The organism is Aquimarina aggregata (genome assembly GCF_001632745.1).
In the GTDB taxonomy this organism is placed as follows: Bacteria; Bacteroidota; Bacteroidia; order Flavobacteriales; family Flavobacteriaceae; genus Aquimarina; species Aquimarina aggregata.
In genome coordinates this window covers 239734-259177 of sequence record NZ_LQRT01000046.1, presented here as the reverse complement: position 1 = coordinate 259177, position 19444 = coordinate 239734, and the positions used below count along the sequence as shown (strand labels likewise).

Sequence of the window (19444 nt, the reverse complement as noted above, 5' to 3'; positions counted from 1 at the left end):
GGCCGTATTTCAATCAATATTTTCTGCTTGTATTCTCTTCACAAAATATGAAGGATATATCCCATTTTTTTTATAGAATGCTTTAGAAAATATTTCTGTAGAATTAAAACCAGCTTCTAGTGCTAGCGCTTTTATAGTATATTTTTGTAGTTTAGTATTGGTTTTTAATTCTTTGGTAATGTAGGCTATCCTTAAATCATTGATATACCACGAAAAGTTTTTTTGTCTATAATGTTTAATAACTTTGGTTAAATATTTAGCATTAGTATTCATTTTTTTGGCAAGTAAGACCGAAGTAATATGGGCATTTAAAAAACCATGATTTTTTTCAAAAGAACTTAACTCTTTAAGAATCATTTGTACAACATCTTGATTTATTGCTATAGAAGATTTTCGTTCGATAAATTCACTTTCTTTTTTATTAGAAGATTCTTTTTTTGAAGAATTCATTAACTCCTCAAAACGCTTTTTGTAAACTTTATTTTTTTGATAACTAATAAAAAAAAGCTAGTGATTAGGATAATTATAATCGATAAAAAGATAAGTCCATAAAAAGATGTATCTTTTTTGGTTTGTAGATCAGAAATAAGCTGTTCTTTTTGATATAGTAGTTTAGGAGTATCGTACTCTTTATTTATTTTAGTACTCATTGATTTATAATAAGTATTAAATAAACTATCATTATAAAGTAACCGGTCAATATAAAGAAGTTGATTGTTTTTATCTCCTAAAGATTTATAATATTCAATAATTTCTAAATAAGCCAATCTAGTTTCGGGAATCACATAGTTAGTCTGTTGCACGATAGAATCTATTTTTTTAAAATATGTGAGACCTACTTGTTTTTTTGATAAAGCATTGTGTGATTTACCAAGAAAAAGGTAAGCATTGATTAAACTGGTATTCTCAAAAAAAAGTTGTTCATTAGGTTTTAATGCGTTATTTATGTTTTTAATTGCAGTAGGATATTCTTTCTTATGGTAATCAAGTATACCTTTATTAAATTTAAATAATCGTATTATTTCTTTTCCTTTAGGCATTTTTATTTTCAAAGACATTAGCATGCCTTGATTGTTTAATATAGAGGCAGAATCTATTTCTTTATTATGTATGTGAGTAATTATCAATTCAGAGAGGGTAACAAGATACCGTATAGAATCGTTTTTATGTTCTGGCAATCTAGATTTGCGATATGATAAACACTTTTTAAAAAGAGATTTTGCCTCATCATATTTCCCTAATTTTCTTTTTAGTAGAGCAATATTATTTTGTGCAATAGTAATATATGCGTTATTATTTGTTTTTTTTGCATATTCTAAAGCTTCAAGATAATGATCTAATGATTTGTCAAAAAGATTATTGATATTGTATACATAACCTTTATGTACATATAAGAAGGAAAGAAATTTTTTGTATTTAGTTCTTTCTCTAATAGTGATAGCACTATCGATATACTGAATTCGTTTTTCAAGATTATCAAGATGAGTAAGAGATGTTAGGTAAAACCCTGTGGCAATTTTATTAAGATCCTTTTCTTTTTTTCCTTTTTTTAAGTGTGCTTTTGCATATAAGATTGCTATAGAAGGTTTTGTTTCTAGGATTTTATAGAACTGATCAGATAATGTTTTAAAATCTAAATTGACCAGAGAATCTAAATCTTTGGAACTTATTTCTTGACTATATGATACACCCTGTATACCAAATAAAAAAAACAAATAAAATAATAACGTATATCTAGGCATTTTAATCCTTATTCTTTTATAGTATATGTTTTATCCTCTTAAAGTATTACCCCAAAAGTATTGAAAATTGTTTTTTTTTAGATTTAAGAAGTTTTTTTTTAGTTTTTCTTCATTTTCAAAACATAACAAAGATACATTTAATATACAGTATTAAAAAAACAATAAATTATTTGAAAATCAGGTGTTTGTGTCCTTTTTTATAAGCTCTTAATTCTAGAATTTAGTGTTCAAAATTCTAGAATTAAGATATACTTCTTTTGGATTCCTTCTTATTACCATCATACTTTTGACAAAGGAAAAATTAATTATTTCAGTTTTAAAATTATAAGTATGATTAAGGAAAACAACAGAGTTAGTAAGGTTCTCAACAAAGAAGAAGTGTCTGCTATACAGCAAAGTATTAATGAGCTAAAAGGAACTTTAGGTTTTTTACAAAATCTAACACCAAAAGAGCGTAAAAATCTACCAAAGATTAATAGTGCTAATAAAATATTTGCCGAAGATAGTATTCATATTCTAGAAGGTAAACCCAGATGGATACCAGAAGCATTAACTGCAGATGAGGCTCGAAAGGATCTAAAACTATTTGAACAATTAGATCCTATTATTCTAGAATTAGAAAGTCTGTTACGCCAAATGAAGGATACCCAAATGATCGCTGGTAGTGAAGTATATCGTGTAGCACTATCGGTATATAATCTTGCAGATGCAGCTCGTAAAATGCCCATGGAAGGAGCTCAAAGTGCTCATGAATTGCTAAAGACTCGATTTACACAGAATGTAAATACTCAGCGTAATACAAAAGAAAAGAAGACTGTAGCTTAATATTTCTGTGATCATCTATACATATGGTATGAAAGAGGTTAAAAAGAATAGGCCGTACTATAAAAAAGACAAATAAGCCTACAAAATTTGACCGATCACTTAATAACGAAGTAGGAGGCCCTACTTAAATAAATACATCAACTGACAGAGTTACCCGAACCACTTAGTAAAGAAGTACCCCAACTGACAAATTTACGCAAAGCTTTAACATATGGAGCCTCTTGGGGTACTTATTAAGTGGGTAAGAGTACTTAAGAAGTGGGGGGGGACCAATTACTAAAATTATTAACAGAGAATAAATACTGATCAGCTTAATAAACATATCGTCAAACTTGTCAAAGCACTAATAACTAATAATCATTAAAAGGGGAAAGTAATGAATACTTTAATCAAACAAATCGAAGTCATAGAAAGAATTGATCAATTGATCCGCCTACAAGCTACGGGTACTCCAGAAGTTCTGGCCTATCGGTTAGGGGTCTCAAAAACCAAACTTTATAGAATCATTAATATCATGAAAGATTTAAACGCACCTATTCTTTATAATGTAGCTGCTCAAAGTTTTGTGTATGAAGAAGCCGTAGGGTTTCAGTTTGGGTTTTATGAAAAACAAAGAAGTACCAGTTGGGTGAATCCTTTTGTGGGATAGGCAATCAAAAAAACTTAGTGCTGAAAAATGAAACAGATACAGGTTAATATTGAATAATAACTATTACCCCTGTTGCTAAACACAATATTTTTAATTATGAAATTAACCGATAAAAAAATATAGAAAATTAAGTGTAAAAGAAATTAATCAAAGACCAAAGGAGAGCTAGCTTTAAAATACTCTTTTGTTCTTTACTATGGAGAAACCGAAAATCCAATAAATAGAGTAGGCATACAAATTAATCTAATTAAAATGAGAAAAGTTAATTCACTCATAAGAATACTGATGTTTTCAGTGGTATATTGTTTATTATTTACCTCTTGTGAGCAAGAGAAAGAAAATATAATTGATCTTACTCCCCAAGAAATTTTACAACAAGAATTTTCTTTTAATTCTTTTGTAAATACACCTGCCTTAAAAAAAGAAAACCTGGTAATTGATTGGTCATCTTTTGTTTTAAGAAAAGGAGAGACGTCTTTATTTTATGAATTCGCAGTTAAAAATAGCAGTACAGCAGTTTTAAATATTGATGGATATAATTCAAAATTGGATTATCAACTTTTAGCTAGATTTAATGATAATAATCAGCCAGAATACTTTTTAGTTGAGTTATTACCATCATTAGATAACGAACAGAAAAAGTTATCCTATTTAAATATTATGACTTATTCTGGAATGGCATATTTATATGATATGAATGGAGAGAAAATTAGTGTTGAATCCTATGAACAAGGCGAATTGCAATTAAAATCATTAGACAAATCAATTGGTCAAAATTTAATACCAAGAACGCCATCAAAATGCGCAATTTTTGATGGATTAGAACCAGTAGGATGTAATGGTGGTGGTAATGGTGGATGTTCTACAAGAACAGTAACGGTTCAACATTGGGAATATTTTTATGACGTAGAGTACTATACAGGAACCAGAGAAATCATATCTGTTACTTATTCTCATAGAATAAATAGAGGTCAATCCACAAAACAAGTAACTAGCTGCAATGGAAGTTCTGGGGGAACTGGTACAGTAACAAGTAAGGTTCATATTCCTAAACAAGGAGAAGAACTTGATCCTAATTTATGGTATGTTCTTTCCATTGATGACCAAGAATTAACTGGAAAAGCAAAATGCCTTAATAAATTATTAAACAAAACAGGGGATAGATTTCTAAGGGATTTGTTGAAGAACTTTGAAGGTGATTCGGAATTTGATGTTAAAATAGTATCAAAAAATAAAGTCTACAATAATAATAATAAAGAAGTAGCTGGGTTAACAATTTATAATGTAAATTCAACCCAAATTGAAATACAAATCAATTCTAGTAGTATAAATCGAATGAGTGCAATAAGTGCGGTAAATGTTTTGTTACATGAATACATTCATGCTGATATGTTTAGAAAGGATAATACTTCTAACCCTACATCTGGAGAACAAAAATTCAGAAAAACTTTAGATGGTTATGCAGATAGTAGAAATATTTATCATGATGCCATGGTAGATTTGTATGTTCGATCTATGGCAAAATCTTTGCAGAAAATTCATAAAAATATATTAACGGATGATTATAACAATTTTATCAGAGAAATGAATTATGAAGGTTCTATTTATGCTAATGGGATTCCTACTTTGGACTTTTATAAAGCTATTGCAATGACGGGATTAAAAGGCACAAATTATTATTCGCAACTTAGTTTTGAAGAAGAACAAAATATTTTAAAACATTTAGTCAATGATCAAAATGTGGCAGGTAAGGCCTGCCCAGAAAGTTAATGACATGAAAAAAAAACTATCTCTAATCTTTACACTTATTTCTTTCGTTGTTTTTTCCCAAAATATTAACGAAGAAAAAGAAACTTTATATCTAAGCATCGATAACCATGGAGAAATATTAAACTTTGTCGAAGATAAAATAGAATATAGTTATTCCTTTTATTTGAGATGTGAAAATAATATTGGTGCCCAGATTGGTTTTAAAAACACAAAGGGAAAGGAAAAAGGAGACTATTACTATTCCTTAAATATAAAACCTCTTTCAGAAATAATTAATTATTTTTTAGATATAAAAGATGGTAATACCAATCGTAGGAAATATTATAGCTTAATGAAATATTTATCTAAATATGATATTTATTTTGTAAAAAAAGAAGGTAAGAATAATATTTTTTATAATGTAGAGCCATTTATTCAATTTGAATGATCCTATTATCTATTATTTAAATACGTAAAACGTCTAAACGGAGCGTAATTTAGTGCTTGCCTTGGCCTATATTCTTATCTTGAAGCAAAGAAAAATGTTTACTAACTTGGCGGTTAATTATCCACCGAGTTAGTAAATTTCTTGTGAGCAAGTCCGCTGGAGCATTTTGAGATTTTATGTTATCAAACTTTAAACATTTACTAACAAAGGCTTCTCAAGGTATTATGTATACCTTTCTAAACTATTTAAACTGCTTATGAATTTAGAAAAACTAATAAAGATTACTAATTCTGAAAAATATTATCAGGAATGTGATTTACAGCTAATTAAAATAGAACACAAAAAGGATGGAGTTAATTCTGCTAATTTTAATTTCATTCATGAGTCAGGTGATTTTAATGGAATTACTAATGTTCAAAAATGGCAATTAACTGCACATAGATGTGAAGGTTTTCAAAACATGCGATTAGAAAAATTTATGCCTTACATACAATTAAAATTGTTTACAGATCATCCTCTACTTTGGAGATACAATAATGACAATCTAGATTGTGAACTAATAGGATATCCAAAAGATATAGATACTTTTTTAGGTCAAATATATCAGACATATATAAAAGTTTCTAATAATTGGATACAAGCTACCGAGGAGTTTTATGCTACAGAATATGCGTATAAAAAAAATGGTAGAAAATCACTTATCATACCTGAAAACTTTAAAGACAGTATAGAAGATATTTGTAAAGCACATGATATAACTTTTAATATCAAAACAACAATAGAGCAAGATAATAGTAAACTACGTTATTTGAAGGTTTTAGTGTTTGGAAATAATTACATTTCTCCTGATGGTTTTAATATAGGTCAACCGTACATTATTGCCCATGATTTTTTTGTCAATAAAATTTATGGTTAGTCTGAAAGTTAATTCTTTTAAAGGCTCAAAATGTTATTTAATACCTTGTCTGCTTTGTTGTGGTTAAAATTATTTTGATGACCCATTGTATTGGTAATATCATAAGTAAAAATGTTTACGATATTCGAAGTCCTGCACCTTATTTAATATCTGTAAGACCAGATACAGATTATAGATAACATGAAAATATTATTATTAAATTTTTTAGTTTTATTCTATATGAAACCATTAAATATTAATGAATATTTGGATAAACATATTGAAGAATTTCCTTATGAAGTTTTTAAATGAGAGTCATACAGAACCAATATAAAATTTTATAGAACGCAAGGAAATTTCATTTTTTTTTGGTAAATCATATCATTACATAATTATTGATACAAACTTAAATGAAATCATTCAAAAAATAACTTTTAGCATTAATGGTATACTTGATAGATCATTTTATGATAAAATGGTAGCCACCTATGGTATTTCTGATAAAATGACTAAGAAAGGAGAGGTAACTTACAAAGGGAAGCCTAATACAACAAGAGGTATAACATCTATGGAAACTAATTATACTCTTAAAGATTGTACATTTGAAGAAAAGTTTAAATAATAAGGCTGTCTAAATTACTTTTTAGACAGCCTTATTATTGGCTTATTTCTTTTAAAATCAATTATTCTAAATTAAAATTCTTAGTTTCTTTAAAAGGCGACGTATTTAATTTCTCGATAGCTTCACGATATGTTTTCCAGTCATTGGTAAAGAAGGTATTCGTTTTTTGCAAGGCATCTTGCAGAGCATCTTTGGCTTGTTGCATTAGTGTTTTTTCTGTATCAGTTATTCCCGTTTTACGACTGCTTACATATTGATTTGCTTTTCCAAGACGTTGCATTATGGTAACTTCTGGATTACGTGTAATCCCTTGACGTTTATCAATCTTACCAATATAAAAAGCCATTACACTATCAATTTTCTTAGAAATACCTTTAGATGATTTGATCTGCTCCTTAAACTTCTTTTTGTCTAATTTTTGAAGCTCTTTTTTATATTTCGCAGCGACCTCTTTACTTTGTGCTAACTGTTTTACAGCGTCAGATGCAGTTTGCATCATTTTTTCTAGTTTCTTAGAAGCTGCGTATACCTCATTTATGTTTTGCGTAGATACTTGTAACCTAGGATCTGATTGTAGCTTTATAGAAGTCTCAGAAGTTTGATCGCCATATTCCATGACTAATTTATAGTTTCCAGGTTTTACCAAAACTCCATTAGGTTCTTTATCCTGTTTTATAACTTTTCTAGAAGGTCGATCTACTCCTTTTTCATCCATAAACCATGTAATTTTATGAAATCCAGTAGAGTCAGGAGTTTTTTGCTTGAGTGTTCTAATTAATCGATCACCGTCATATACTTTTAAGCGAATAGAGTCCCATTTTACTTTTGTCTCTTCTTTTTCGTCTGTATTCACATCTTCATCCTCTTTTTCTTCGTCCTTGTCATTGTCTTCTTTTTTCTTTTTCTCCACTTGTAGATAGTAGGAGATAAGTGCACCATAATCACGATTATCACCATTATAAATGGCATCTGCACCAAAACGACTACCAGTAGGTTGCTGATATGCTGCTTGATATGCAATTGGTGGTTCAAAAATTTGTAATTTTTGCTTTAAAACAGAGGTGTTTTTTGCTAATGCTCGTAAAGGTCTAATATCATCTAGTACCCAGGCTGCTCTACCAAATGTACCAATTACTAAATCATGTTCTCTAGGTTGAATCACTAAATCTTTAACAGAAACTGTAGGAAATCCTTTGGTCCATTTAACCCAATTATTACCTGCATTTAAAGAAATATACAATCCATCATCAGTTCCTAGAAATAAAAGGTTTTTTTCTATTGGATCTTCAACAATACTTAGCGTATAACTTTTTACATCATTTTGATCTACGATACGTACCCAAGTCTTACCATAATCTTTAGTGCGATATGCATAAGGCGTATAATTAAATCTTCTATAATCATTTGCAACAAGTAGAGCTTCACCTTTATTTTTGTTAGATGCTTTGATTTGAACAATCCAACTACCTTTAGGTAACCCTTTAATATTAGCAGAAACATCTGTCCAGTTGGTACCACCATTTTGTGTAACGTGCACTCGACCATCATCTGTAGCTGCCCAAAGCATATTTTGTTCTAAAGTAGAAGGTTCTATTACTAAAACTGTGCAATGATTTTCTGCGCCAGTAGCATCCATTGTTAATCCGCCACTTTCAGACTGTTTTAATTTTTCGGGATTATTGGTAGATAAATCTCTAGAAATTACTTTCCATGTTAATCCTTTATCGGTGCTTTTATGTACAAACTGACTTCCGAAATATAAGGTACTGCTATCAAAGGGATCAATATTAATGGCCGCGTTCCAGTTAAAACGAAGTTTTACTTTGGGATCAGGGTGAGTTGGGCGAACTGTATAATTATTACCTGTCATCCAATCGTATCTACTTACAAATCCTTGCTGACTCATAGACCAGCCGTAACGTGAATCTTCTTTGTCAGGAACAACATCAAAACCGTCTCCAAAAGAAATTTCTTGCCAATATGAATTTCTAATCCCTTGTGCTTTCCAAACATAAGCAGGACCTCTCCAGCTACCATTATCTTGCATTCCCCCATACACGTTGTAAGGGAATTCGTTGTCTACATTAATATGATAAAATTGAGCAACAGGTAGGTTACCAATAAATCGCCATGTTTTACCACCATCACGTGTAATATTTAAACCACCATCATTACCATCTATCATATAATTTCCATCGTTAGGGTGGATCCACCATGCATGATGATCTGGATGAACACCATTATCCACTCCATATGCAGGCATTAATTGCGAAAAATTCTTACCTCCGTCTTCAGAAACATTTACATATGTAAAAACAGAATAGACTCTGTTTTCATTTTGAGGATCTACAAAAATATCTGAATAATAAAAAGGTCGATTACCGATATCATTTTTATCATTAACTTTTTTCCATTTAAAACCACCATCTGTAGACTTGTATAAGGCATTCTTTTTTGCTTCGATTAGCGCATAAATAATATTAGGTTTATTAGGAGCTATTGCTAATCCAATACGTCCAAGGTTTCCTTTCGGAAGCCCATCTAAATCAGTTCTTTTTTTCCAAGTTTTTCCGCCGTCATGAGTAATGTGTAGCCCGGATCCTTTTCCTCCTGATTTAAAAAACCAAGGATCTCTTTTATGTTCCCACATGGCCACAATTAATTTATTAGGATTCTTTGGATCAATCACAAGATCTGCGGCTCCAGTTTTATTATTAACGAAAAGAATTTTTGACCATGTATCACCACCATCTGTAGTCTTAAAAACGCCTCTTTCTGGATGTTCTCCCCAAGGCGATCCAATAGCGGCAACATAAACAATATTTGGGTTAGTTGGATCAATAATCACTTTGTGAATATGACGTGTTTTTTCTAATCCCATAAGTTTCCAGTTTTTACCACCGTCTAAGGATTTGTATACACCATATCCACCATTTAAACTATTACGAGGATTTCCTTCTCCTGTGCCAACCCATATAACAGATGGATTTGATTGTTGAACTGCAACGGCACCAATAGAAGCGGTGGCTTGATTATCAAAAATGGGATTCCATTTTATTCCTCCCGAAGTTGATTTCCACAATCCTCCAGAGGCTGTTCCTGCATAGATTGTATTTGGATCAGAAGTTACTACATCTATCGAGGTCACACGCCCACTCATACCTCCCGGCCCTATATTACGTGGTGTATTATCCTTGATAAGATCCATAGAGAATTCTTGTGAAACCCCTATGGCTGTTGTGAGTAGTAGTAACAATAATATTTTTTTCATTTTTTTGGATGTGTGTTAATTATAGTTGTATCTGTTGTTTGAGTTTTGTAAAAAAATGCACATGGGGATATGTGTTTTTTAATTTTGAAAGCTCTTCTTTTTTTATTTGTGGTGAAATATGAGTAGCAATGATATGTTTTGTATTTATGTTTTCTTTTATCAATAAAGTCGCATTGTCAGATAAAAGCATCCAATACGGTAAAATGGCTATATCAATGGCTTCTTCGGATAATTTTAATTGATCAAATAGATTAATTTCTTGTAGCCAATCAGTATCCCCTACATGTAGTATCTTTTTATTACTAATCTCAATTATGAATCCTACATTCTCTACAGCACTATGTCGTTTTCCTACATGATCGACTTTAAATCCTGTAATAGTTGCTTTTTTTATAGGTTTTATTTGTTTGTTATAATCGTTTGTTGCTATCGTATGGATTTGATTACTATTTGATGAAAAATGCTTTGTTATTTGGTTCGCTCCGAAGACATGAGTTTCCTTATTTTTTTTAAGATATTCTTTTGCCAATTCAACACTAAAATGATCCCCATGATAATGTGTAAATAAAATAACATCGGGTTGTAATTGTGTATTAATTTCATTGACTAGCTTAGCAGTTGGAAATAAATAATCATCACCATATCTAGTGTGTAAACCATCTATAAGAACTGAAGATTGTTTATCCGTAATATACACCCCCATGTTACCTGTGTATGTAATAGAGATATTTTCTTGAGCACGACTAAAAAAACATGAAAAAATAGTGGCGAAAAGAAGAAAAAATTTTGGCACCTTTGGATGATTGATAATGAAGAGTCTAAAATAAATAAAATGACAACGATAAAGTCTTAAAGTGGTGTTAAGTTAAAATTTGAGATTTTTAAAGATCTAAAAAACAATTAAAATGAAATTTATAGAGTTAACATTAAAAAGTCATACCATAGTTCATGGTTTTGATGCCCGTAATCAAGAAATAGTTGAAGAGGTAAAGGTCGAAAAAGCTTCTAGAAAACTTGTAGCCATAGAAAGGGTTCTATCTGTAAGTGAAAATTATATTTTAATTAAATACGCATATGATAGAGTAATCTATTGGGAGTATGAAGAAGATTTTGAAACAGTTAAGAATTTACTTTCCTCTTAATTCAAGGTTTCATAATTTTAGTATTCTTATTATCTCTTGCCGAAATAAGCTTAAAGTCTTTATCAACTTTTACAATAATCTTTTTACCTGTATGAAGATTTACAAGTTTCCATCTAAAACCGTATGAAGTTTCAAATATAGCAGACCTTGCTGTTTTTTTTAAGTCTAAACTTTCGAAGTTTTCGGTTATTTCATTAGCTAATACATCGAGACCTCTTTGTTTGACTTCGTCTGCTGAGAGTTTACGATCACGAGGATTTTGAGAATATTCTTCTGAATTTGATTTTAAAGAATGACTAGTATTGTTAGGATATAGCCAACATGAAGAAATCACGAATACTATAAATATGTAATTTTTCATAATCTTATGATTTAATGAATTACATATCGTCACCTACACAGTATGCAATTACATGGGGTTACTACTTATTGTCATATGTATTTGTTATGTTGCTTTAACAATTATCTTAATTCTAGGGTAATATAAAATTAATGTATAAAATGCCCTATTTATAATATTGTTTTGTTAAAAAAGGAATATGTTTTCTTAAATTTTATGTTTTTAGATGGTTTTTGCTTCAAAAGATGAGAATTAATTAATAATTATCTAAGAACATAGTATTTGATTTAATAAAAAAATAAAGTTCTAAAATTATAAAAACAGGCTTTAAAATTACTTTTAAGCCTGTTTTCTATAAACTCATCTAAATAGTCGGATTGATTATTTTTTATAAAGCTTGACACCAGCTTCATAATACTTATCGCCTTTTACCCAAAATGGAGTAGTGGGGTTATTGGCGATATTTCGACATGCTAGAACATAAGATTGAAAAAACTTATATAAATAATCGTAATCTAATGTGTCAGGGTTATCTGTTACCTGATGATAATATTTGGTAATTTGTTCGTCAAAAGCAGTAAATCCCATACTAAATGTTGGAGCTGGTATCCCTTTAGCAGCAAAATTTACATTATCAGATCTATCAAACAAACCTTGTTCTGGTGCTGGATCATCAATAGCTTTTAATCCAAATTTAAGAGCGGCAGTTTCAATATCTTTTTGTGCCGTTGTTCTACTAAGTCCTACTATGGTTGCTAATTTAGTATCATTATACCCTCCATTATCACTGTTAAAACAATACACCATTTGATTTAATGGTAGAACAGGATGTTCAACATACCACTTACTACCAAGTAAGCCTTTTTCTTCTCCTGTAAATAGTATAAAAAGTGCAGATCTTTTAGTCGGATATTTAGCAATGTTCTCTGCTGCAGAAAGCACAGTAACAGTTCCTACTGCATTATCACGTGCTCCATTATAAATAGAGTCATTGTCAACAGCTTTTCCTATACCTACATGATCATAATGCGCAGAATAAATAATATATTCATTCTTAAGTTTAGGATCTGTACCTTGTACAACACCAACTACGTTTTGAGAAGTTACTTTACTTTGTTTGATCCCTTCGATAGTAAGTGCGATATCAATTTCATTTTTATCCGTAAAAAGTTTGCTGATTTCTTCTTTTTGATCATTGACCCAAGCATAAGAAAACTGATCTAATTTACTATTGTTACTACCCACAGTTTCCATTTTATCTCCGTTAAGAGAATGAGAAATTCGTTCCCAAATGTTGTCATTAATATTAGAGATTTCTATAAAACCAATAGCTCCATTTTTTTCGGCGAGCTCTCTTTTTTCTTTTATTTTAGAAAAAGCAAATCTCATGTCATTATTATCCTTAGTACCTACATAAGAGATAACGTATTTTCCTTTTACATTAGTTTTTTTATAATCTTCAGGAGTGCCATAGTTTACAAAAACAGCTTTACCCTTAAAATTTGCATTTGCTTTTGTAATAGGAATAATCTTTTTTATTTCAGTAGTATTGGACTTAAATATAGTTGTAGTAGCACTTGATGTTTTTAGTAATGCGACATTCTGAATATAACTTTTTGTATCGGGAATGGGATTAACTCCGTAGCTTCTAAGCATATTTGCTAGATATTGTGCGGCAATTTTATTTTCTGAAGATCCCGTTTGTCTTCCTTTTAGCTCATCAGAAGCTAAGAAATAGATATGCCCTTTTATTTCGGATTTAGAAACAGTAGATGCCACTTTTTCTGCATCATCTTGAGCCGAGGTTAAGATTGAAAAAAGAGTGAATACTATTGGTAAGAAATATTTTTTCATAGGATTGATGTGATAAATGAGTGATGAATATGTATACGTATTAAGATGTTTTATCTGCCTCTTAGGCTTTCCCAAAGATAACAATTGTTAGTTATTTTTATTTTTAAACGTACTAGTAAGATATTTTTCTATAAAAGTTCTGTAAAACAAATGTTAATTCTGATTTCTTATCGGGTTGATATGCCCTCTTCTTATATAAAAATGTACTAACTTTAACTTATGAAAAAGAAAAATTTTAAAAAGGGTTTCTCTTTTAAAATCTACGAAGCCCCTGAACAATCTCCTTTTGATAAACTTTTTGATATTTTTCAAGAGATCATTACTCATACTTCTGGAGATTTGGATGAAGCACTTGATTGGATGAAAGAGTTGGATAAAGAATATCAGTTAACAGACGATGAATATACTTTGGATGATTTTGTCGAAGACTTAAAAAAGAAGGGATATATTCGAGAAGAGATTAAACCTGATGGAAAAGGAGGGATGTCAATTACTGCTAAAACCGAGCAAGCAATTCGTAAAAGAGCATTAGATCAAATTTTTGGTAAACTAAAACGAAGTGGATCGGGTAATCATCGAACGAACTATATTGGTAGGGGAGACGAACACTCTGGTGAGTTTCGCAATTACCAATATGGCGATTCTCTAGAACGAATCTCGATGACAGAAAGTCTTAAAAATGCACAAATTAATCATGGTATTGGGGACCTAAACCTTACAGAAGATGACCTTGTTGTAGAAGAAACTCAGTTCAAAGCTCAAATGAGTACGGTGTTAATGATAGATATTAGTCATAGTATGATTTTGTATGGCGAAGACCGAATCACTCCTGCCAAAAAAGTGGCAATGGCACTTGCAGAGCTTATTACAACGCGATACCCCAAAGATACTCTAGATATCTTGGTGTTTGGAAACGACGCCTGGCCAATTGCAATCAAGGATTTACCTTATTTGCAAGTAGGCCCTTATCATACTAATACTGTTGCTGGTTTACAGTTGGCAATGGATATGTTACGCAGAAAACGTAATACAAACAAGCAAATTTTTATGATTACAGACGGTAAACCTAGTTGTTTAAAAATGCCGGATGGTCAATATTATAAAAATAGTAATGGTTTAGACAGACATATTGTAAATAAATGCTATATGATGGCTCAACAAGCAAGAAAATTACATATACCAATCACTACATTTATGATTGCTCAAGACTCTTATTTAATGCAGTTTGTAAGAGAATTTACCTATGCAAATCAAGGAAAAGCATTTTATACAGGGTTAAAAGGTTTAGGAGAGATGATCTTTGAAGATTACGAAACCAATAGAAAAAAGAGAATTAAAGGATAAAAAGAAAAGAGAATAAAAATTATATGAAGATTCAAAATATAAAAACCTTAGGTGAACTAAAAGAGACAGGTTACAAAGGAAAGTCTATAAAAGATGAGCTCAGGGATAATTTAAGAACTAAGATTAGTAAAAAAGAAGATACTTTTACAGGTATACATGGATACGAAAACACTGTTATTCCTGAACTTGAAAGAGCGATTCTTTCTAGGCATAATATTAATTTATTGGGATTAAGAGGGCAAGCCAAAACACGGTTGGCAAGGCAAATGATTAATCTCTTAGATGAATGGATTCCTATTGTAGATGGATCTGAAATTAATGATGATCCTTTTAATCCTATTTCTAGATATGCTACAAATTTAATAGAAGATAAAGGAGATGATACACCTATAAGTTGGTTACATAGGTCAGAACGTTTTTCTGAAAAATTAGCAACTCCAGATGTTACCGTAGCGGATATTATTGGAGATGTTGATCCTATTAAAGCAGCTAATTTAAAGTTAAGTTATGCCGATGATCGTGTTATTCATTTTGGAATGATTCCTAGAGCAAATCGTAGTATTTTTGTGATTAATGAATTACCAGATTTACAAGCTCGTATACAAGTAGCTTTGTTTAATATTTTACAAGAAGGGGATATTCAAATTAGAGGATTTAAACTACGATTACCCTTAGATATACAATTTGTTTTTACTGCAAATCCAGAAGATTATACAAACAGAGGAAGCATCGTTACTCCTCTAAAAGATAGGATTGGTTCTCAAATCCTAACCCATTATCCAGAGACTATCGCTATAGCAAAGACAATTACGCAACAAGAAGCTAAATTAGATACTAGACAAAGTGATTTGGTATATGTTCCTGAACTAGCCAAAGATCTTTTAGAACAAATTAGTTTTGAAGCCCGCGAAAGTGAATTTATTGATCATAAGAGTGGTATTAGTGCTAGAATGAGTATTACAGCCTATGAAAACCTTTTAAGTACTGCAGAACATCGAGCGTTGATATCTGGAGATGATACTACTGCACTAAGATTAAGTGATTTTACAGGTATTATTCCTGCTGTAACAGGTAAAGTAGAACTGGTTTATGAAGGAGAACAAGAAGGAGCTTCTTCTGTAGCACATTCTCTAATTGCAAATGCTATTAAAACTTTATTTCCTGACTATTTTCCTGCGATAGAAAAATTAGAAAAAGAAGACTATAAAAGCCCGTACGAAACATTATTAAGCTGGTTTTTTGAACAAAGTGGATTTGAATTGTTAGATGATGTTTCTGATCAAGAATATACCTCAAAACTCGATGCGATTTCTCCGCTTACAGATTTGATAAAAGAGTATCAAGCCGATTTGAATGATGAGGATAGTTATTTTATGAAAGAATTCTTGTTATGGGGATTGGTAGAATACAAAAAATTGAGCAAGTATAGATTATCCGAAGGTTTTAGGTTTAACGATCTATACGGAAGCTATATTAGCGGATTGTAAAAGAGAAATTGGTTTTTGTTAATTTGAAATTAATCGAAATAATAAATTACCACCAAACTATAAAAAAACGTTGATAAGAATCTTCATTACTTTTCATCCAAAGTAATGGAGATTTTTTTTGTAAAAGTGAAGATTTAACTTGTTCTAGAATGCTAGCAAAAGAAAACCAAATGCGATTAGTATCAGGGGATGTTACCCAATCTCTTTTTTTAGGGATATAAAACTGATTTGTAAAGTAACCTTTGGCAGTAAAATCTTCAAATTTTATCCAATACCCAATAATACATTTAGGATTAATATGCGGTAATTTTTTCCCAATATGTGATATAGGAACAAAAAGATTAGCCATATAACATACTTTTTGATCGATATGTTGAGATTTTAAATTTAAAGAATCTAGTAGGGACAAAGTTTCTTGTCGATAAAGTAAAGGTAATTGCTTGTTTTTTAATTTTTTAATCTTCTGGGATAAAGAGTCTTTACGATTTGGACCAATCCATCGATCAATTTCAGTAGTAATACTAGGATCGTAGATATAAAATTTATAAACTAATTCAATATGTAAAATTTTTGAATTTTGGAGATCTCTAATCATAAAATCAATCTCACCAATTGTAATTTTATCGTTAAATATTTGATTGTTTTTAGTAATAATTTGATAGTCTTTAGTATTGTCAATAGTATAAGCAAAAAACTGTTCGATACACTTTCCTAAAACTTCATTTTCTGAAATCGAAAAAGGTAAAATATCTGGAATAATTGCGGGAGTATTTAGTGCTTCAAAATCAAATTGGATTACATCAGAAAAACGGCCTTGCCATAATGAACTGCTGTTTAAAAAACCCAAATACTGATTTTTTATAGACATTTAGGAGTGTATTGATTTTTTTAAACCAGAAAAATATTTACTGATAATTGGACCAAGGAGTTTTCTGTCTACAGGTTTAGATACAAAATCATCACAACCAGCATCAAGGGCTTTTTGGATATCTTCTTCTGTAGAATAAGCAGTTTGTGCTACAATCGGGAGTTCGGGTCTGATTTTTTTGATTTTTCGTGTAGCCGTATATCCATCCATTATAGGCATTCTGATATCCATAAGTACTAAATCAATGTGTGTATTGTTTTCACAAATATTTAATGCCTCTTTTCCATTTTCAGCTCTATGAATCACAAATTTATAACCTTTCATTTTTAATAATAAAGTCTTAAGAAATAGAAAGTTTACTTCTCCATCTTCGACAATTAAAATAACTTGTTTAATAGGAGTATTTGTTGAAATATCATTAATTTCTTTTAAAGACGGATCAACTTTATTTGGATCTACGATGGGATGATAAGGAATCGTTAAGATAAAAGTAGATCCTTTTTTTGGAGTTGATGTGAAAGAAATATTTCCATTAAGTAATTTGGCATTTTTTAAAGCAATGGATAAGCCTAATCCAAGTCCGTCATAACTCTTTGTGACTTCTTTTTCGGATTGAGAAAAATTTCTAAAAATTAATTCTTGGTCCTCTGGTTTAATACCTATTCCAGTATCTATTACTTGTATAAGGATATTTCCATTATCGATTTTACAAGAAATTTCAATACTACCTTTGTTTGTGAATTTAATGGCATTATCAATTAAATTGTAGAGTATTTTGTTGAGTTTTAATTTATCTGTTAAGATAATAGCCTGCTCATCTTGTATGGCGTTATTAAGGTAAATGGCTATTTTTTTTAGAATAGCTTTACTTTGAAAATCAGAAAATAGTAGTCTAAGTATATCGTTTAAATTGGTTTCTTCAAAACGGGCCTCTACCTGATTGGTTTCTAATTTTGAAATTTCAATAATATCATCGATGATATTGATAAGTTGATTGCTACTATCAATGATAATTTTTGAATATTCTTTTTGTTTTGGAACTGTTATTTGTGGATCATTAAGTAATTCAGAAAAACCAATAATCCCATTCATAGGAGTCCGTACTTCGTGAGAGATATTATGTATAAATGCAGTTTTTAGCTTATTACTTTCTTCTGCACGTTCTTTAGCAACCTTTAACTCCTTAGTTTTTTCTCGAATTAAGTACTTTAAATATCTATTAAGTAATAGAATAATAATAAGCGAGATTAAAATAATACCAGAAAGACCAATCCAAAAACTTGGTTTTTTGTAGAAAGGAACTATCGCATTGTATAGCCAATTGTCAAAGATAACCTGTTTTTCAGAATCTTTTATTGTTTTGATTGTTTTGGATATAATTTGATTAAGCTCTACATTCTGTTTTTGTACAGCTAGGCTAGGAGTATAACTGTACGGAGTCTCAAGAACGATATTAAGGTTTTCTAAGTTTTCTGTTTTTATAAGATAGTTAGCTACTGCTTTAGGCCCGATATAGGCATCATATGTTCCTCTATTAACTTCTTTTAAACATGCTATATCATCTACTTCTGTTGCAATATTCAATTTTTTTTCTTGCTCTTTAAGCATTTCATGTATCCCGTAATCTTTCGGAACCACTACTGTTTTGTTATGAAAATCACTAAGTTTAGAGTTCTGGAAAGAATTATCTTTTGTAATCAAGACAAAATTGGACTTGAAAAGTTGAGAATAGAAATTTAAATAATTATCACGTTTTTCTGTCTGTTGTATTTCTAAGATGATATCTATCTTATTATTTTCTGCATCTTTTAATAATTGTTCCCAGTTGTTGTATAATTTCCGTTCGAATTTATGCCCCATCTTATCTTCGATCAATGATAGATAATCTGTAAGAATACCATCTATTTTTTCGTTTTCGTTTATAAATTGATACGGTGCATAGTACGGAAAGAAAGCTACAGAAATACTATCATTATCTCGGAGCCATTTTTTATCAGCCTCACTAAGAGTTTGAGACTTGGAGCAGGAAAAAAGACCTAATAGCACAAGAGCTAAAAGAAAAACTTGTTGTATGTGTTTTGGCATAACTTATACTAATTATCCCTTACTTTTTTTACTCCCTTAAATTAAAGATACTATTTAATAGCAACACTTTCAAGAAAAGTGTTAAGATATTTATAAAATAGTTGCAAATAATCAATGCAACCT

General features: G+C 30.4%; 17 protein-coding genes. 9 read left to right on the top strand and 8 right to left on the bottom strand.

The window, feature by feature from the left end:
• Positions 1-9 precede the first annotated feature (9 nt).
• Both AWE51_RS22030 and AWE51_RS22025 read right to left on the bottom strand, forming a co-directional pair.
• A complete protein-coding gene (locus tag AWE51_RS22030; protein WP_066318342.1) occupies positions 10-450 on the bottom strand; it encodes a helix-turn-helix domain-containing protein in 441 nt (146 codons plus the stop codon).
• Positions 450-1742, bottom strand: coding sequence for a tetratricopeptide repeat protein (locus AWE51_RS22025; protein ID WP_066318340.1), 1293 nt, complete (start codon positions 1740-1742; stop codon positions 450-452). Before AWE51_RS22025 ends, AWE51_RS22030 begins: the two co-directional genes overlap by 1 nt.
• Positions 1743-2072: 330 nt before the next feature.
• Between AWE51_RS22025 and AWE51_RS22020 the strand changes: the two genes are divergently transcribed.
• The 6 genes from AWE51_RS22020 (at position 2073) to AWE51_RS26700 (ending at position 6930) form a co-directional block, all read left to right on the top strand.
• Entirely contained in the window at positions 2073-2567 is a 495-nt protein-coding gene (locus AWE51_RS22020) for a hypothetical protein (RefSeq protein WP_066318337.1), read from the top strand.
• A 376-nt stretch (positions 2568-2943) separates the two neighbouring features.
• Entirely contained in the window at positions 2944-3216 is a 273-nt protein-coding gene (locus AWE51_RS22015; protein WP_066318333.1) for a hypothetical protein, read from the top strand.
• Positions 3217-3468: 252 nt separating this feature from the next.
• Positions 3469-4986 carry a hypothetical protein gene (locus AWE51_RS27085; protein WP_232517431.1) on the top strand — a complete coding sequence of 506 codons (1518 nt, stop codon included), beginning with the start codon at positions 3469-3471 and terminating at the stop codon, positions 4984-4986.
• Between the two features lie 4 nt (positions 4987-4990).
• Positions 4991-5413, top strand: a complete 423-nt coding sequence (locus AWE51_RS22005; protein WP_066318329.1) for a hypothetical protein — start codon at positions 4991-4993, stop codon at positions 5411-5413.
• A gap of 256 nt (positions 5414-5669) precedes the next feature.
• The gene (locus AWE51_RS22000; protein WP_066318326.1) at positions 5670-6329 is read left to right on the top strand and encodes a hypothetical protein; all 660 of its coding nucleotides are present in this window, start codon (positions 5670-5672) and stop codon (positions 6327-6329) included.
• Between the two features lie 454 nt (positions 6330-6783).
• Positions 6784-6930 (top strand): hypothetical protein, encoded by a 147-nt coding sequence (locus AWE51_RS26700; protein ID WP_157766195.1) that lies wholly within the window; start codon positions 6784-6786, stop codon positions 6928-6930.
• 61 nt (positions 6931-6991) lie between these two features.
• Here the strand turns inward: AWE51_RS26700 and AWE51_RS21995 are convergent, their stop codons facing one another.
• Both AWE51_RS21995 and AWE51_RS21990 read right to left on the bottom strand, forming a co-directional pair.
• Entirely contained in the window at positions 6992-10201 is a 3210-nt protein-coding gene (locus AWE51_RS21995; protein ID WP_066318316.1) for a VPS10 domain-containing protein, read from the bottom strand.
• Positions 10202-10220: 19 nt separating this feature from the next.
• On the bottom strand, positions 10221-10994 hold the full coding sequence (locus tag AWE51_RS21990) for an MBL fold metallo-hydrolase (RefSeq protein ID WP_262482911.1): 774 nt from the start codon (positions 10992-10994) through the stop codon (positions 10221-10223).
• A 112-nt stretch (positions 10995-11106) separates the two neighbouring features.
• Between AWE51_RS21990 and AWE51_RS21985 the strand changes: the two genes are divergently transcribed.
• Complete coding sequence (locus AWE51_RS21985; protein ID WP_066318313.1) at positions 11107-11343, top strand: hypothetical protein; 237 nt, start codon at positions 11107-11109, stop codon at positions 11341-11343.
• A gap of 1 nt (position 11344) precedes the next feature.
• Here the strand turns inward: AWE51_RS21985 and AWE51_RS21980 are convergent, their stop codons facing one another.
• A complete protein-coding gene (locus AWE51_RS21980; protein ID WP_066318310.1) occupies positions 11345-11704 on the bottom strand; it encodes a hypothetical protein in 360 nt (119 codons plus the stop codon).
• A gap of 360 nt (positions 11705-12064) precedes the next feature.
• Positions 12065-13537, bottom strand: a complete 1473-nt coding sequence (locus AWE51_RS21975; protein WP_066318307.1) for a M28 family peptidase — start codon at positions 13535-13537, stop codon at positions 12065-12067.
• A gap of 219 nt (positions 13538-13756) precedes the next feature.
• On the opposite strand from AWE51_RS21975, the gene AWE51_RS21970 reads away from it, so the two are divergent.
• Both AWE51_RS21970 and AWE51_RS21965 read left to right on the top strand, forming a co-directional pair.
• The gene (locus AWE51_RS21970; protein WP_066318305.1) at positions 13757-14881 is read left to right on the top strand and encodes a vWA domain-containing protein; all 1125 of its coding nucleotides are present in this window, start codon (positions 13757-13759) and stop codon (positions 14879-14881) included.
• A 23-nt stretch (positions 14882-14904) separates the two neighbouring features.
• The gene (locus AWE51_RS21965; protein WP_066318302.1) at positions 14905-16368 is read left to right on the top strand and encodes a MoxR family ATPase; all 1464 of its coding nucleotides are present in this window, start codon (positions 14905-14907) and stop codon (positions 16366-16368) included.
• Positions 16369-16414: 46 nt separating this feature from the next.
• On the opposite strand, the gene AWE51_RS21960 is transcribed toward AWE51_RS21965, so the two are convergent.
• Both AWE51_RS21960 and AWE51_RS21955 read right to left on the bottom strand, forming a co-directional pair.
• Positions 16415-17236, bottom strand: a complete 822-nt coding sequence (locus tag AWE51_RS21960) for a DUF1853 family protein (RefSeq protein ID WP_066318300.1) — start codon at positions 17234-17236, stop codon at positions 16415-16417.
• Positions 17237-19321 (bottom strand): ATP-binding protein, encoded by a 2085-nt coding sequence (locus tag AWE51_RS21955; protein WP_082832560.1) that lies wholly within the window; start codon positions 19319-19321, stop codon positions 17237-17239.
• Positions 19322-19444 lie beyond the last annotated feature (123 nt).